Origin of the sequence: Nocardia sp. XZ_19_231, from assembly GCF_015355705.1 — a bacterium.
Classification (GTDB): Bacteria; Actinomycetota; Actinomycetes; order Mycobacteriales; family Mycobacteriaceae; genus Nocardia; species Nocardia salmonicida.
On record NZ_JACUZI010000003.1, the window covers coordinates 630,530 to 645,807 of the forward strand.

The 15,278-nt window shown below is 67.1% G+C and carries 15 protein-coding genes; 7 read left to right on the plus strand and 8 right to left on the minus strand.

All coding sequences use genetic code 11. The annotated features are described in order from the left end of the window. Nucleotides 1-62 precede the first annotated feature (62 nt). The 4 genes from rpmB to rpsR are packed head-to-tail and all read left to right on the plus strand — an operon-like array spanning nucleotide 63 to nucleotide 1,078. Complete coding sequence (gene rpmB / locus IBJ82_RS16220; RefSeq protein WP_194826729.1) at nucleotides 63-299, plus strand: 50S ribosomal protein L28; 237 nt, start codon at nucleotides 63-65, stop codon at nucleotides 297-299. Between the two features lie 9 nt (nucleotides 300-308). Beyond that, the gene (gene rpmG / locus IBJ82_RS16225) at nucleotides 309-479 is read left to right on the plus strand and encodes a 50S ribosomal protein L33 (RefSeq protein WP_056813994.1); all 171 of its coding nucleotides are present in this window, start codon (nucleotides 309-311) and stop codon (nucleotides 477-479) included. Further along, nucleotides 479-784, plus strand: coding sequence for a 30S ribosomal protein S14 (gene rpsN, locus IBJ82_RS16230; RefSeq protein WP_056813996.1), 306 nt, complete (start codon nucleotides 479-481; stop codon nucleotides 782-784). The genes rpmG and rpsN overlap by 1 nt, the downstream gene beginning before the upstream one ends. Before the next feature lie 36 nt (nucleotides 785-820). Then, on the plus strand, nucleotides 821-1,078 hold the full coding sequence (gene rpsR, locus IBJ82_RS16235; RefSeq protein WP_067449582.1) for a 30S ribosomal protein S18: 258 nt from the start codon (nucleotides 821-823) through the stop codon (nucleotides 1,076-1,078). A gap of 98 nt (nucleotides 1,079-1,176) precedes the next feature. Here the strand turns inward: rpsR and IBJ82_RS16240 are convergent, their stop codons facing one another. Then, nucleotides 1,177-1,734, minus strand: a complete 558-nt coding sequence (locus tag IBJ82_RS16240; protein ID WP_194826730.1) for a LysM peptidoglycan-binding domain-containing protein — start codon at nucleotides 1,732-1,734, stop codon at nucleotides 1,177-1,179. 169 nt (nucleotides 1,735-1,903) lie between these two features. On the opposite strand from IBJ82_RS16240, the gene IBJ82_RS16245 reads away from it, so the two are divergent. Then, entirely contained in the window at nucleotides 1,904-2,347 is a 444-nt protein-coding gene (locus IBJ82_RS16245; RefSeq protein WP_228537150.1) for a hypothetical protein, read from the plus strand. 54 nt (nucleotides 2,348-2,401) lie between these two features. Here the strand turns inward: IBJ82_RS16245 and purH are convergent, their stop codons facing one another. The 6 genes from purH to sucC all read right to left on the minus strand — a co-directional run bounded on the left by purH (nucleotide 2,402) and on the right by sucC (nucleotide 9,709). Then, a complete protein-coding gene (purH, locus tag IBJ82_RS16250; protein ID WP_062986985.1) occupies nucleotides 2,402-3,967 on the minus strand; it encodes a bifunctional phosphoribosylaminoimidazolecarboxamide formyltransferase/IMP cyclohydrolase in 1,566 nt (521 codons plus the stop codon). Continuing rightward, nucleotides 3,960-4,640, minus strand: coding sequence for a phosphoribosylglycinamide formyltransferase (purN, locus tag IBJ82_RS16255; RefSeq protein WP_194827184.1), 681 nt, complete (start codon nucleotides 4,638-4,640; stop codon nucleotides 3,960-3,962). The genes purH and purN overlap by 8 nt, the downstream gene beginning before the upstream one ends. 36 nt (nucleotides 4,641-4,676) lie before the next feature. Continuing rightward, entirely contained in the window at nucleotides 4,677-6,191 is a 1,515-nt protein-coding gene (locus IBJ82_RS16260; RefSeq protein ID WP_194826731.1) for a DUF6350 family protein, read from the minus strand. Nucleotides 6,192-6,382: 191 nt separating this feature from the next. After that, on the minus strand, nucleotides 6,383-7,408 hold the full coding sequence (locus tag IBJ82_RS16265) for a DUF5336 domain-containing protein (protein WP_194826732.1): 1,026 nt from the start codon (nucleotides 7,406-7,408) through the stop codon (nucleotides 6,383-6,385). 204 nt (nucleotides 7,409-7,612) lie between these two features. Further along, complete coding sequence (gene sucD / locus IBJ82_RS16270) at nucleotides 7,613-8,530, minus strand: succinate--CoA ligase subunit alpha (RefSeq protein ID WP_056814017.1); 918 nt, start codon at nucleotides 8,528-8,530, stop codon at nucleotides 7,613-7,615. Nucleotides 8,531-8,542: 12 nt separating this feature from the next. Continuing rightward, nucleotides 8,543-9,709, minus strand: coding sequence for an ADP-forming succinate--CoA ligase subunit beta (gene sucC / locus IBJ82_RS16275; RefSeq protein WP_194826733.1), 1,167 nt, complete (start codon nucleotides 9,707-9,709; stop codon nucleotides 8,543-8,545). A gap of 517 nt (nucleotides 9,710-10,226) precedes the next feature. Between sucC and IBJ82_RS16280 the strand changes: the two genes are divergently transcribed. Further along, nucleotides 10,227-11,267 (plus strand): M23 family metallopeptidase, encoded by a 1,041-nt coding sequence (locus IBJ82_RS16280; protein WP_194826734.1) that lies wholly within the window; start codon nucleotides 10,227-10,229, stop codon nucleotides 11,265-11,267. A gap of 73 nt (nucleotides 11,268-11,340) precedes the next feature. After that, the gene (locus tag IBJ82_RS16285; RefSeq protein ID WP_194826735.1) at nucleotides 11,341-12,762 is read left to right on the plus strand and encodes a DUF1731 domain-containing protein; all 1,422 of its coding nucleotides are present in this window, start codon (nucleotides 11,341-11,343) and stop codon (nucleotides 12,760-12,762) included. Nucleotides 12,763-12,776: 14 nt separating this feature from the next. On the opposite strand, the gene IBJ82_RS16290 is transcribed toward IBJ82_RS16285, so the two are convergent. Next, a complete protein-coding gene (locus tag IBJ82_RS16290; protein ID WP_370585367.1) occupies nucleotides 12,777-15,119 on the minus strand; it encodes a UvrD-helicase domain-containing protein in 2,343 nt (780 codons plus the stop codon). Nucleotides 15,120-15,278 lie beyond the last annotated feature (159 nt).

The window sequence follows — 15,278 nt, forward strand, 5'->3', positions numbered from 1 at the left end:
ACTGTACAGTGCGGAATAATCGTTGTCGAAAATGGTTGTCATAACCATGGAAGGAGGTCGACATGTCGGCCCACTGCCAGGTCACCGGTCGCAAGCCCGGCTTCGGAAAAGCCGTCTCGCACTCGCACCGGCGCACCAACCGACGCTGGAACCCCAACATCCAGCACAAGACCTACTACCTGCCCAGCGAGGGCCGCCGCATCACGCTGACGGTCTCCACCAAGGGCATCAAGACCATCGACCGCGACGGGATCGAGGCTGTGGTGGCCCGCATCCGCGCTCGTGGGGACAAGATCTAGGAGCTGAACATGGCCTCGAAATCGACCGATATCCGGCCGATCGTCAAGCTGAAGTCCACCGCCGACACCGGCTTCACCTACGTCACCCGCAAGAATCGCCGCAACGACCCCGACCGGCTGGTCCTGCGCAAATACGACCCCGTCGTGCGCCGCCACGTCGATTTCCGCGAGGAGCGCTGATGGCCAAGAAATCCAAGATCGCCCGCAACGAACAGCGGCGCGAGATCGTCGAACGGTTCGCCGCCCGTCGCGCCGAGCTCAAAGAGATCATCCGCAAGCCGAGCACCGGCGAGCCCGAGCGCGCGGCCGCACAGGCCGAACTGCGCAACCAGCCACGCAATGCCAGTCCGGTACGATTGCGCAATCGGGACGCTGCTGACGGCCGCCCACGCGGCTATCTCCGCAAGTTCGGCCTCTCCCGTGTTCGTGTGCGCGAGATGGCCCACCGGGGCGAACTTCCGGGGGTCCACAAATCGAGCTGGTAGAGACTCCCCAAACTGATTCGTGAGAAGGAATATCCCATGGCAGTGAAGCGAGCACCGTCCAAGAAGGCACGCGCCGACCAGGGCCGCAAGCCGAAGAAGAATCCGCTGATCGCCGCGGGCATCGAGTACGTCGACTACAAAGACGTCAACCTGCTGCGCACCTTCATCTCCGATCGCGGCAAGATCCGTAGCCGCCGTGTCACCGGCCTGACCCCGCAGCAGCAGCGTCAGGTCGCCGTCGCGGTGAAGAACGCGCGCGAGATGGCGCTGCTGCCGTTCACCACGACCAAGTAGCCGTGAACGCGAAAGTGGCCCCGGAGCAACAGCTTCGGGGCCACCTTTGTTCGAGAAACCGATAACCACGGAGGGACCGGTGGCCCCGGCCGCCAGAATTACGGGATGGTCAGTACCTGACCCGCGTTGATGAGGTCCGGGTTGTCGATACCGGAGGCCGCGGCGATCTCGTGGTAGCGGTTGCCGTCACCGTAGAAGCGCTCGGAGATGGCCCACAGGGTATCGCCCGACTCGACCGTGTAGGTCTGCGCGGCCGGCGGCGGCGGGACCTCTTCGGCGACCGGAGCGGCGGCGACCGGCTCCGGAGCAGGCAGCGGGTTGTCGGTGTTCGTGGCGGTGGACCATGCGACCGAACCGTCGGTGCCGGAGAGCACGACGTTGCGGTCGGGCTGCACGACCAGCTTCTCGACGTTCTTCCCACTGGTGTCGGTCGCCCAGATCCGCGCACCGCCACCGCTGTAGACGACGAAGTCGCCGTCGTGCTGCAGAGCCGCGCGCTGCGCGTCCTGCCCATGCGTCATGGCGGCCCAGACGACGTTGCCGTCGGGCTCACTCAGCACCAGGTTGCCGTCCGGCTGCAGAGTCAGGGTGTACGCACCGCCGGTCAGGGACTGACCCAGACCCAGTTCTTCGCCTACGCGCAGCGTGTCGGCCACGTTGTTCCTTTCGAAGATCGCCAATTGCAGAGCCCAACAGTTGATGCCGACCGATTGCCACAGTGCCGCATCACAGCCGAATCTAGTCGCCGCAGTGGGGAAATGGAGGGGTTATGCGCAGGGTTCGCGGAAAGTTCACAGTAGAGCCGTGCCGTCTAGGGTTGGCAGCATGAGAACGATGTCGCGCTACACCGCCGCGGCGGCGGCCGTGGCCGTGCTGATCGCACCCCTCACCGCCTGCGGTTCCTCGGATGAGCCTGCGCCCCAACAGGATACGTCGAACACCAACAGCCGACCCGAGGACCCGAATCCCGGCATCGGCCTGCCCTTCACCGCGGATCCCACCCTCGTCAACCCGAACCCGATCCCCTTCACATCCTGGAATCGACTGAGCGACAACGCGATCAGCGTCAACTTCCAGACCGGCAACCCCGAGTGCTACGCCGTGGACGCCACCGTCACCGAAACCCCCGAGGCGGTTACCGTCGCCCTTCGCTCCGGGACGCGAGCGGATTCGGTGAACAAGATGTGCACCATGAACGCCGTCTTCGCCACCTTGGCGATCCCGCTGAACTCCCCACTGGGTACCCGCGAGGTACTCGACGCTGGATAGCCGAAAACGGGTGCCGCACCGAGGATTCGGCGCGGCACCCGTACGGGTGTCGACTCAGTGAGCGAAGTGGCGAGCGCCTGTCAGGTACAGCGTGACGCCTGCTTGCTTGCAGAGCTCGATGGTGTCCTTGTCGCGGATCGAACCGCCCGGCTGCACGATCGCGCGAACGCCCGCGGCCACCAGGATCTCCGGCCCGTCCGAGAACGGGAAGAAGGCGTCGGAAGCGGCGACCGAGCCCTTCGCGCGCTCACCCGCGCGCTCGACGGCGAGCTTGCAGGAGTCCACCCGGTTGACCTGCCCCATGCCGACGCCGACCGCGGCGCCGTCCTCGGCGAGCAGGATCGCGTTCGACTTCACCGAACGGCATGCGCGCCAAGCGAATTCGAGGTCGGCGAGGGTGGTGACGTCGGCCGGGTCACCCGCGGCGAGGGTCCAGTTGACCGGATCGTCGCCCGCGGCGTCGAGGACATCGCGGTCCTGCAGCAGCGCACCGCCGCTGATCGGACGCAGCTCGACACCCTTGCGCTGCGGCGCCTCGGCCACCAGCACGCGCACATTCTTCTTGCGCTGCAACACTTCCACGGCACCGGGCGCGTACCCCGGAGCGATGATCACCTCGGTGAAGATCTCGGCGACCTGCTCGGCCATCTCGACGCTGACCTCACGGTTGGCCGCGATCACGCCGCCGTAGGCGCTGACCGGGTCGGTGGCGTGTGCCTTGCGATGCGCCTCGGCGATATCGCCTGCCACGGCGATGCCACACGGGTTGGCGTGCTTGATCACCGCCACCGCGGGCTCGTCGAAGTCGAACGCGGCACGCCAGGCGGCGTCACCGTCGGTGTAGTTGTTGTACGACATCTCCTTGCCGTGCAACTGCTCGGCCTGCGCGATCCCGACCGTGCCGTCGTTGCTGGTGTACAGCGCGGCGGCCTGGTGCGGGTTCTCGCCGTAGCGCAGCACCGCGGCGCGCTCCCACGAACCGGCGACCCAGCCGGGGAACTGCTCGGTCTCCTCGGCGACGGCGGGCACGGCGACCGAACCCATCCAGCTCGCGACGGCCACGTCGTAGCTCGCGGTGTGCTGGAAGGCCTTGGCGGCCAGCGCGGTCCGCTCGGCGAGGGTGAACCCGCCGGACTTCACCGCGGCGAGCACGTCGTCGTAATCGGTGACGTCGACGACCACACCCACGGACGGGTGGTTCTTCGCGGCGGCCCGCACCATCGACGGCCCGCCGATGTCGATCTGCTCGACGCACTCGTCGACGCTCGCGCCACTGGCCACCGTCTGGGTGAACGGATACAGGTTCACCACCACCAGCTGGAACGCCTCGACACCGAGCTCGACGAGCTGATCGACATGCTCGGCGCGACGGGTGTCCGCCAGGATGCCCGCGTGCACACGGGGGTGCAGCGTCTTGACCCGGCCGTCGAGGGTCTCCGGGAATCCGGTCAGATCCTCGACCTTGGTGACCGGAATCCCGGCCTCGGCGATCTTGCCCGCGGTCGACCCGGTCGACACCAGCTCCACACCGGCCGCGTGCAGGCCGGTGGCGAGCTCGATGAGCCCGGTCTTGTCGTAGACGCTCACCAGCGCCCTCTGGATCGCCTTACGTTCACTCACCGGCGTGCTCGCTCACTGGTATTTCTGCCTTTCGTCCGTCGGAGACAATGCCTCGCGTCGCGACGGCGGCGATGACCTCCGCCAGTAACCGTCGCTCGACAACCTTGATGCGCTCCTGCAACGTGTCCTCGTCGTCGCCGGGCTCCACCGCGACCGTCTCCTGCGCGAGGATCGGGCCGGTGTCGACGCCCGCGTCGACCAGGTGCACGGTGCAGCCGGTGACCTTCACGCCGTAGGCGAGCGCGTCACGCACCCCGTGCGCGCCGGGGAACGACGGCAGCAGCGCGGGATGAGTGTTGATGAGACGGCCGCCGAAGCGTTCCATGAACGCGGGGCCGAGGATTTTCATGAAGCCCGCGAGGACCACCAGATCGGGCTTGTGCGCGTCGACGGCCTCGGTGAGGGCGACGTTCCAGGCTTCGCGATCCGAAAAATCTTTGAGCCCGACCTTGAAGTGCGGCACCCCCGCGGCATCGGCGTGGGCGGTGGCCTGGCAGTCCCGGTCGACGCCGACAGCGACGATCTGCGCCGGGTAGCCGGGCTCACGTGCGGCGGCCAGCAATGCGTTGAGCAGCGAGCCGGTGCCCGAGGCCAGAACGACGACGGTGGCCGGTGTTCTGGCGGGCTTCCACGGGGCAAACGAGGACGTCAGCGCTCTACTCCTGCGTGTGATCGGGCGACGGCGACGGCGATAGGCGCCGGGTCGAGCTTAGCGACCGGGGGTCTCGTCGCCGTCCGGCAGGTCCGACTCGACCACTTCGACGTCGACGATGTCGTCGGTCGGCTCGTCGGTCGAGCCGGGTGCGGCGATGCTCACTTCGACATCGTCATCGAAGTCTTCGACCAGTTCGCCGTCGACTTCGACTGCGGGATCGTCGTATTCGACCGCGTCCTCGTCGTCGTCGGCGTCCTCGTAGTCGTACTCGTCCTCGTCGTAGTAGTCGTCGTCCTCGTAGTCGTCGGCGTCGTATTCGTCGTACACCTCGACCGGCGCGGCGGGCGCGGCGGGCGCGAGGAAGCGGCTGGCGAACACCATGCCCACGAAGCCGCCGAACCCGAACCAGGTGACCATCAGCACCACCAGCATCAGCAGATCGACGCCGACCCACCCGACGGCGCCGAGCTGACCGCTGCCGAGGATCGCGAGCACCAGGAACGTCAGCGTGGACAGCGCGGCGCAGGTGAGAGTCGCCCACGGCGCGCCGGGCCGATCGTCGCTGGTACGGCCGAGTTCGATCCCGCCGAGCACACCGACAGCGAGCGGGACCAGCAGCAGCGCCGCCCACCACCCGGACGCGGGCCCCTCCGGCACGGGAATCAGCGCGGGCAGCACCGGCATGTGTCCGCCGGTGACCCCGAACAGACCCACCGACCCGGCGCCGAACAGCACCGCGGCACCGCTGAGGATCCCCGCCGCGCCGATCACCACATTCGGCAGGTAGAGCAGGGACAACAACGTCATCCCCAGTACATCGGTGACGTTGTGGGCCTGCTGGAAAGCGCCGTCGAGCCGGGACAGATGGACGAAGAAGGAGATCACGGTGGCCAGTGCGGCGCAGCCGAGCATGCGGAGCACGGTGCGACGCGCGGCGCGGGCGCCGAGGACCGCCCATTCCGGGATCTCGATCGGCACCAGCGCGCACAGCGAACTCCACGCCCGACTGCCGATACCGACGGCGGCCGCGACCAGATACAGCACGAGCACCCAGCCGAAGGCCGCGATCGGACCGGACGATTCCAGTGGCGTGACGCCCGCGGCGTCGCCGGTGACGGCGAGACAGACGGCCGTCATCAGCAGCGGTCCGGCCAACACCGCACCCGTCAACCAGCCCAGCTCGACGGGGGTCGGGCGGTTCGGGACGGCACGCGCGCATTCGCGCGCGGCCAGCCAGACCAGCACGGCCGTCGGTACCAGCGGGAGCAGGCCGAGCGTTGTCCGGCCGACCGTGAGCGGAACCTGGTGGGCGGCAAGCCACGTAGCGGCGACCGCGGCGGGCGCACTGGTGAGATCGGTGCCGGTGGAGAGCATGACCACGAGTACGAGCAGCACCGTCGCCGCCAAGGCGGTGATCGTCGGCCTCGCCGCGACCAGCAGCAGGGTTCGCGCCCGCTCGGGCGAGAGTGACCACCAACCGGGCTCGTGCCCGGACGGTGGTGCCGTGACTGTCTCCCCGGTGCCGCGCGACCCGGAGGTCCGGCGCACGAGGGCGTTACGGGAGCTCATGACAATTCAGCGTGGCAGCTTCCTCGGCGGCCGGGGGTCAGGCGCGCCGCGAGCCCACAGGCGTACCTGTGGGCTCGCGATCGAACCTGAACCACCGTGCGGCAGCCGTGTCCATTTCGGCATGATCGGGCGCCCTGCGTGGTCACACTTCGCTACCGCCTCCGGGCGCTGACCGATCATGCCGTGCGGTTCTACTTGTTGTCGTCGTTCGGACGGAACGCGGTGGTCGCGTCGGCCGCCGGATCGGCGGTCTGCTCGCCACCGAACGGCTGCGGCTGACCCGGCGACGACGGCTGCGCACCATAGGTCGGTGCACCGAACGGCTGGCCCTGCTGCTGCCCACCGAAGGTCTGCGTCGCGCTCTCGTCGGGACGAGGCTGTGCCTGCGGCGCCGAACCATACGGCGAGGGCTGCTGCTGCGGCTGCGGGGCACCGTACTGCTGGCCGTACGGCGACTGCTGCGGCTGACCGTAGGCCTGCTGACCCGGCTGGCCGTAGGACGGCTGCTGTGCCTGCGGCATCGACGGCTGGCTCTGCTGGCCGTAGGGCGACGGCGACTGCGTCGGGTACTGGCCACCGGTCTGGGCCTGGCCGTAACCGGTCTGACCGTACTGCTGGCCGCCGGTCTGGCCGTAGCCCTGCTGGCCGTAACCCTGCTGACCGTACTGGCCGTACTGGCCTGGCTGCTGTTGCGGCTGAGCCGGTTTCGGCGCGGGCACCTTGACGATCCCCAGCCCGAACAGCAGTGCCAGCACCAGCAGCACAGCGACGACGAACGAGAACGCGGCGACGACGAACGCGCCCCACTGCAGTTCCATGCCTTCGCCCACGCTGATCAGCGAGACGACGACACCGAGGAACGAGGCCACCGCGAGTGCGGCGGCGACACCGAGGACATTCTGCTTGGGCAGCAACGACAGCCCGGCCAGCAAGGCAGCGGCCAGGATGAGCGTCGCGATCGCGCCGTTGCTGGACTCGAACATGCTGCCGGTCGAGGTCTCACGCAGCGCGGTGAAGCCGACATAGGGTGCGAAGCCGAGGAGGAAGGTGACGACGCCGAGTCCGGCTGCGGCCGCGGTCAGAATGAACGGCAGCCCTTTGCCTTCCGAGCCGGTCGCGGTCGATGGCGAAGCAGCGGCGGCTCCGGTACTCGGGCCCTGGGGCGCGGCGGGTGTCACGGGTGCGTTGTACCCGGAGCCCCCGGTCGGGTATGACATGTCTCGTCGTCTCCTTGTCGAGTCGTGCGCATCGGTCGCGTCGAACTGACTGGTGCCTGATCCGATACCTGACGCTACTGCACGCCACGGCCCCGGTCATCACCTACCGATGCAGGCTGTGGATAAACCACTACCTGTGGATGAATCGACGAAGGCCGCCCAGGTTAAACCTGAAAGCGGCCTTCGACAGTGTGAGATTGAAGATCAGGCAGAAGCGATGGACGCCTTCTCCAGGATCTCGCGAGCGAGCGCGGCGGTGGCGGACGGCGTCTTGCCGACCTTCACGCCTGCAGCCTCGAGCGCGTCCTGCTTGGCCTGCGCGGTGCCGCCACCACTGGAGACGATGGCGCCGGCGTGGCCCATGGTCTTGCCCTCGGGCGCGGTGAAACCGGCGACGTAGCCAACGACCGGCTTGGTCACGTTGGCCTTGATGTAGGCGGCCGCACGCTCTTCGGCGTCGCCACCGATCTCGCCGATCATGACGATGATCTTGGTCTCGGGATCCTTCTCGAACGCCTCGATGGCGTCGATGTGGGTGGTGCCGATAACCGGGTCGCCGCCGATGCCGATCGCGGTCGAGAAACCGAAATCGCGCAGCTCGTACATCATCTGGTAGGTCAGGGTGCCCGACTTCGACACCAGGCCGATCGGGCCCTTGCCGGTGATGTTGTTCGGGGTGATGCCGACCAGCGCCTCGCCGGGGGTGATGATGCCGGGGCAGTTCGGGCCGATGATGCGGGTCTTCTCGCCCTTTTCGACGTTGTAGGCCCACGCGTAGGCGGAGTCCTGCACCGGGATGCCCTCGGTGATGACCACGAGCAGCGGGATCTCCGCGTCGATGGCCTCGATGATGGCGTCCTTGGAGAAGGCGGGCGGCACGAACGCGATGGAGGTGTCGGCGCCGGTCTTCTCGATCGCCTCGGCGACGGAGGCGAACACGGGCAGCTCGATCTCGTTGCCGTCTTTATCGGTGTGCTTGACCGTGGTCCCGGCCTTGCGCGCGTTCACGCCGCCGACGACGTTGGTGCCCGCCTTCAGCATCAGCGCGGTGTGCTTGGTGCCCTCGCCGCCGGTGATGCCCTGGACGATGACCTTGTTGTCCTTGTTCAGGAAGATGGACATGTTTACGGTTCCTTACTTGGCTGCGGCGAGTTCGGCAGCCTTGTCGGCGCCTTCGTCCATGGTCTGGGCCAGCGTCACCAGCGGGTGGTTGGCCTCGGCGAGGATGCGACGACCCTCTTCGACGTTGTTGCCGTCCAGGCGAACGACCAGCGGCTTGGTGGCCGCGGCACCGAGCACCTCGAGTGCGCCGACGATGCCGTTGGCGACCGCGTCGCACGCGGTGATGCCACCGAACACGTTGACGAACACGCTCTTGACCTGCGCGTCGCCCAGGATGACGTCCAGACCCGCGGCCATCACGGCAGCCGAGGCGCCGCCGCCGATGTCGAGGAAGTTGGCCGGCTTCACGCCGCCGTGGTTCTCACCGGCGTAGGCGACGACGTCCAGGGTCGACATGACCAGACCGGCGCCGTTGCCGATGATGCCGACCTCACCGTCGAGCTTGACGTAGTTGAGGTCGTTTTCCTTGGCCTTGAGTTCGAGCGGGTCGGTCGCGTCGACGTCGGCGAACTCGAGGTGGTCGGGATGCCGGTACTCGGCGTTCTCGTCCAGGGTGACCTTGCCGTCGAGGGCCAGGATCTCGTCGGTGGGGGTACGCACCAGCGGGTTGACCTCGACCAGGGTGGTGTCTTCGTTGATGAAGACCTCCCACAGCTTCTGGATGGTCACGGCCGCGGCGTCGAGCACGTCGGCGGGCAGGTGGCCCTTCTCCGCGATCTCACGGGCGAAGGCCAGGTCGACACCCTTGACGGCGTCGACGGCGATCTTGGCGAGGCGCTCGGGAGTCTTCTCCGCGACCTCTTCGATCTCCATGCCGCCCTCGACCGAACACATGGCCAGGTAGGTGCGGTTGGAACGGTCGAGCAGGAAGGAGATGTAGTACTCCTCCGCGATGTCCTTGGCCTCGGCGACCAGGAGCTTCTTGACGATGTGGCCCTTGATGTCGAGGCCGAGAATGTTCTGCGCGTGCGTGAACGCGTCTTCCGGGGTGGCCGCGTACTTGACGCCGCCAGCCTTGCCGCGGCCGCCCACCTTGACCTGCGCCTTGACCATCACGGGCTTGCCGATTTCCTCGGCAATGGCGCGTGCTTCTTCAGCCGTGTCGCAAACACGACCCTCGGACGAAGGCACTCCGTGCTTAACGAAGAGCTCCTTCGCCTGATATTCGAAGAGATCCATGTACTCACCGTCTCGTCTGCGTTGCTATGACAACGTCTTTGTTGGCGGCCCGACGTCAATAGCGGGTCGGATCGGACTGTAGCTAGTCACGGGGAGGGCTAAACGACCACGTTCATAGTAAGTGGCGCAGGTCACGACCCATAACGGGAGCCCCGGAAAACCGCTGGCCAAGGCTACTGGCGAGTAGTTCTTCGCGGTTTGCCAGCGCCTTGGCAGGTCGGGCCACCTAAAGCCGGGGCACCCCGACATCTACTACGTTATGTCGTCGACAGACCTCACCCGAGATGCCGGAAAACGGTGAGTTATTCCTCTGCGTTACGGTGACGAATGTCACACACAGGTGTAGGTTTTCGATCAGCGCTTGCCACTCTGCAATCGCTTCGTTACCGTCAATGCGGTCGAAGTCACAACCAGGTCACGACTGGCAAGTCACGACTGGCAAGTCAGGACTGAGGAGGACGACAAGCTTGAGGTACATCAGTACTCGCTTGGAACAGCTGGCGATTCGGCACGGCCGATGAACCACCGCTCCACCCTTCCAGTCGAAAATCGCACCAGCTCCGGCCACCGTTACCGGTATGCCGACGAGTACGCATCGCATCCGCAGGCACGTCGAGCCCCCGCCGCCGCATGGCCGCAGACCGACGATGCGTGGCGCGACCAGAACACATGGTCCGACGACGCGGCATGGACCCCGGCCGAGGACGAATGGACCGCGGACGAGTCCTATGACACCGGCACATACGGCACCGACTGGGCGCCCGCGGCCGAAGAGACCACCGCACAAGAGCCGCCCGCGCCGCGCCGCGCCGAACGTCGTAGTGGCGCACACCGCGTCCCCGCACCGCCCGCCGCGCTGAAAGGCCGCGCCGCGGTCATCGCCGTTGCCGCGGGCGCCGTTGTCGCCGCCGGTCAGGCGGCTATGGCCGATCCGGGCCAGCCCGCACACGGCATCGACTACGAGGCAGCGGGCCAGGTCCACGAGATCGCCGCCCAGTCGATGAGCACCGCCGACGTCGGCGACCCTGGCACCGGCGCGTCGCCACAGGTACTCGACGCCACCGGCGTCGCCGACAAGAGCCATTTCGACGACATCCTCGCCAAGGGCGCCAAGTTCGCCGAAGACCTCGCCGCCCAGGAATCCGCCAAGCTGCGGCCCCTGTTCGCCAAGTTCACCTCGGGTAACTACACCTCCGGCTTCGGTGCCCGCTGGGGCGTCCAGCACCTCGGCATCGACGTCGCGGGCCCGATCGGCACCCCGATCTACGCGGTCGCCGACGGCACCATCATCGAAGCGGGCCCGGCCTCCGGTTTCGGCATGTGGGTCCGCGTCCTGCACGACGACGGCACCGTCACCATCTACGGCCACATCGACACCGCCACCGTCTCGCAGGGCGAGCGCGTGATGGCGGGCGACCAGATCGCCACCATGGGCAACCGCGGCTTCTCCACCGGCCCGCACTGCCACTTCGAGGTCTGGCTCAACGGCACCGACAAGATCGACCCGGTCCCGTGGCTGGCCACCCGCGGCATCAGTCTGGGCTCCCAGCGCGACTGACGTGGCGTGATGTCGCTTCTACGTGACCAGTAGCACGCTTCCGCTCTGTCAGGGGCGGGGTTAGCGTTGCGGTATGGCTGGTACGACGAAGTACACGCAGTTCATCGGGCTCGCACCGGAATTGGTGTGGGGGGTGCTCGGGGATCTCGAGCAGTGGCCGGAGTGGAATCCCGGAGTGCGATCGGTGCGGATGCACTCGCCGGTCGCCGTCGGGGCCACCGGCGATTATCTGCCCAACGGGAACGTCTCGGCCCGGATCCACAGGCGGTTCGCAAAAGCGTTCACTGTCACCACCTTCGAGCCGAATCGTGAGCTCGGGATCGAGCAGCCCGAACCCGCGGGCGCCATGCACCTCACCTGGCGGCTGACGCCCCGCGACGGTGGCACCGAGATCACCCAGGAACTCCGCTTCACCGGCCCCTCCGCCGCCGCGGCGCGCACCGTCGTTCGCCCCTTCATCGAAACCGATGCGCGCGTGAACTTCTCGCGGCTGGCCCGGCTGGCCGGACTCGCGCCCGTCGACAGCGCACTGAATGTCGTCATCGCGGGCGGCACCGGCGCACTCGGACTCCAGATCGCCGCCGATCTGACCTGCCGCGGACAGCGCGTCACCCTGCTGACCCGCCGCCGCAACCCCGATCTCCCGTTCCGCCAGACCGAATGGGACGGCCGCTCGATCGGCTCCTGGTCGGCAGAACTGCGCGAACCCGGTCGGCTCGCGGTGATCAACCTCGCCGGAAAGCTGGTCGACTGCAGGCCGACCGAACGCAATATCGCCGAATTGCGCTCCAGCCGAGTCGATTCCACCGTCGCTCTCGTCGCCGCGGCGGGTCTGCGCGATACCCCCGTCGACTACTGGGTGCAAGCCAGCACCACGGCCATCTGGTCGGACGCGGGCGAAACCCGGTGCACCGAGACAACTCCCCTCCCGGTCGGTCTCCCGCAGATGACCGGCGTGGCCCAGCCATGGGAGCAGGCGTTCGATCCCGCACGCGCCGATCACTGGACGATCCTGCGCACCTCCATCGTTCTCGACCCCGACGCCCCCGCCCTCAAACGCCTCGGCCAGCTCACCAAGGCCGGTCTCGGCGGCCGCGTCGGCCCCGGCGATCAGTGGTTCAGCTGGATCCACATCGAGGATTGGTTGGCCATCGTCCGAACTTGCCTCGGCCTCGACCCCGCCGTCACCCTCCCCGACGGCATCCTCGTCGCCGCCACCGAATTCCCGGTCCGCAACGCCGAACTCATGGCCACTCTCCGCCGAATCCTGCACCGTCCCTCATCACCCCCCACCCCCTCGGCGATCCTGAAGCTAGGCGCGGTAGCCCTGCGCACCGACCCGGCCCTCGGCCTCACCGGCCGCCACGCCACCTCCGAAGTCCTCCACAAGGCAGGCTTCGACTTCCGCTACCCAACCCTCGACGAAGCCTTGACGGACCTGCTCGGTTCCGCCTCTCCGCGTATTCAGCGTGCCGTCCGGGAGCTCGACCGTTAGGTTGCCCAACCACCTCACAACTTCACAATGGTCCGACTGAACTGCGGGATCAGCCGGATCTTTCCAGCGGACCCGAAGTCGATGGTCACCGTTGCCAACGGACCCACACCATCGGCCGCGACCACCCGCCCCAACCCATACTTGTCGTCGGTGACCCGATCACCCACGGCCAGAACCAATTCCGTGTTGTTGCGCTTCACCGCACCACCCGGCGCCGGCCTGCGCTCACCGGATCCCCCACGTACACCGGGTCGCTGATCCCACCCGTTCCCACTGGTCCAGTCCCGATCGAAGCCGCTGTCCTCACCCCGACGCCGCCCCCGCTGCACCGGCGAGATCACCGGCTCCAGCCTGCGCCAATCCAGCAGATGCTGCGGAATCTCCTGCAGGAACCGCGATTCCGGGTTGGACACCGGCTGCCCCCACCCCGACCGCACCACCGCGCGCGAAAGATAGAGCCGCTGACGCGCCCGCGTGATCCCCACGTAGGCCAACCGGCGTTCCTCGGCCAGCTCGTTCGGATCACCCAGCGCGCGCATGTGCGGGAACTGGCCGTCTTCCCAACCCGTGACGAAGACCACCGGGAATTCCAGCCCCTTGGCCGTGTGCAGCGTCATCATGGTGACCACACCCGTGCCCTCGTCCGGGATCTGATCGGTATCGGCGACCAATGACACGCGCTCGAGGAAAGCCGCCAGCGACCCCGGCTCCGGCTCACCGTCGCCCGCCTCCGGTACCAGCCCTTCCTCGCGCGCCGCCTCGGCATTGTTGAACGCCTCGGAACTGAATTCGCGTGCGACGCTGACCAATTCGTTGAGGTTGTCGAGCCGGGCGCCGTCTTGCGGATCGTCGGAGGCTTCCAGTTCGCCGCGATACCCGGTGCGGTCGAGCACCGCCTCGACCACGTTCCCCACATCGGGGTAGTCGCTGTCGGCTCGCTTTCCTGCCACCCGAATCTCGTCGAGCAGATCGAGGAACCCCGCGATAGCCCGCTGCGCGCGGGTATTCAGCAACGCGACCTTGCCGTCGGCCGCATCACGCAGCGCCGCGGCGAAACCGATACCGCGCTGTTCGGCGTGCACCGCCACGCACGCCTCCGCCCGATCGCCGATCCCACGACGCGGAGTATTGAGAATGCGGCGCACACTCACCGCGTCCTCGGGATTTTCCAGCACGCGCAAATATGCCACCACGTCACGCACTTCTTTGCGCTCGTAGAACCGCACACCACCGACGACCTTGTACGGCAGGCCCATGCGGATGAAGATCTCTTCCAGCGCACGCGAATTGTTGTTGGTGCGATAGAACACCGCCACGTCGCCGTAGTTGGCATCGCCCGCGTCGACGAGCCGGTCGATCTCCTTGGCGACGAAGGAGGCTTCGTCGTGTTCGTTGTCGGCGACGTAGCCGGTGATCAGTTCACCCTCGCCGGAATCGGTCCACAGTTTCTTCTCGCGCCTGCCCTCGTTGCGCGCGATCACCGCGTTGGCGGCGGACAGAATGTGCTGGGTGGAGCGATAGTTCTGTTCCAGCAGAATGGTTTCCGCATCCGGGAAGTCGCGTTCGAATTCCTCGATGTTGCGGATCGTGGCGCCACGGAACGCGTAGATCGACTGGTCTGCGTCACCGACCACGCACAACTCGCTCGGCTCGACCGCCTGTTCTTCCGCCTCGCTGTGATGCCCGACCAACTCACGCACGAGCACGTACTGGGCGTGGTTGGTGTCCTGGTACTCGTCGACCAGCACGTGCCGGAATCGGCGCCGGTAGTACTCGGCCACCTGCGGATGGTTCTGCAGCAGCGCCACGGTCTCGCCGATCAGATCGTCGAAGTCCATCGCGTTGGCTGTGCGCAACCGCCGCTGGTACTCGGCGTAGACCCTGGCGACCAGAGCGGGCAGTTCGGTGTCGTCGGCTTCGGCGTCGGCGGCGGCCTTTTCCGGACCGATCAGTTCGTTCTTCAGATTCGAAATGGCCGTCGACAGCAACCGCGCAGAATACTTCTTCGTGTCGATCTCGAAATCGCGGCTGATCATCGTTAGCAAACGACGCGAATCATCTGCGTCGTAGATCGAGAAATTCGAATTCAAGCCGGGCAGCAGTGCCGCCTGCATCCGCAGAATGCGCACGCAGCTGGAATGGAAGGTCGACACCCACATGCTGGTCGCGCGCGGACCGACCAGCCCGGCGACGCGTTCCCGCATCTCGGCGGCGGCCTTGTTGGTGAAGGTGATGGCCAGGATCTCACCGGTGCGCACACCCCGCGCAGCGAGCAGATACGCGATTCGACGGGTGAGCACCGCGGTCTTGCCCGAGCCTGCACCCGCCACGATCAGCAGCGGTGACCCCGCGTGCATCACCGCGGCACGCTGGGGCGGGTTGAGCCCGTCGAGCAGTCGCTCGATCTCCTCGGCGCGCTCCTGGCGGCGCTGGGACTGTTCGGCGCTGTTCCTGGCCGCCGCCTGAGCCAGCGCGGACGCACCGCTTCCACCACCGTCCCCAGGCGGTAGCGCGCC

Excerpts from the sequence above, each read along its gene's own strand:
- rpmB (WP_194826729.1), top strand. The coding sequence starts at position 63 with ATGTCGGCCCACTGCCAGGTCACCGGTCGCAAGCCCGGCTTCGGAAAA.
- rpmG (WP_056813994.1), top strand. The coding sequence starts at position 309 with ATGGCCTCGAAATCGACCGATATCCGGCCGATCGTCAAGCTGAAGTCC.
- rpsN (WP_056813996.1), top strand. The coding sequence starts at position 479 with ATGGCCAAGAAATCCAAGATCGCCCGCAACGAACAGCGGCGCGAGATC.
- rpsR (WP_067449582.1), top strand. The coding sequence starts at position 821 with ATGGCAGTGAAGCGAGCACCGTCCAAGAAGGCACGCGCCGACCAGGGC.
- IBJ82_RS16245 (WP_228537150.1), top strand. The coding sequence starts at position 1,904 with ATGAGAACGATGTCGCGCTACACCGCCGCGGCGGCGGCCGTGGCCGTG.
- IBJ82_RS16260 (WP_194826731.1), bottom strand. The coding sequence starts at position 6,191 with ATGAGCTCCCGTAACGCCCTCGTGCGCCGGACCTCCGGGTCGCGCGGC.
- IBJ82_RS16265 (WP_194826732.1), bottom strand. The coding sequence starts at position 7,408 with ATGTCATACCCGACCGGGGGCTCCGGGTACAACGCACCCGTGACACCC.
- sucD (WP_056814017.1), bottom strand. The coding sequence starts at position 8,530 with ATGTCCATCTTCCTGAACAAGGACAACAAGGTCATCGTCCAGGGCATC.
- sucC (WP_194826733.1), bottom strand. The coding sequence starts at position 9,709 with ATGGATCTCTTCGAATATCAGGCGAAGGAGCTCTTCGTTAAGCACGGA.
- IBJ82_RS16280 (WP_194826734.1), top strand. The coding sequence starts at position 10,227 with ATGAACCACCGCTCCACCCTTCCAGTCGAAAATCGCACCAGCTCCGGC.
- IBJ82_RS16285 (WP_194826735.1), top strand. The coding sequence starts at position 11,341 with ATGGCTGGTACGACGAAGTACACGCAGTTCATCGGGCTCGCACCGGAA.
- IBJ82_RS16290 (WP_370585367.1), bottom strand. The coding sequence starts at position 15,119 with ATGCACGCGGGGTCACCGCTGCTGATCGTGGCGGGTGCAGGCTCGGGC.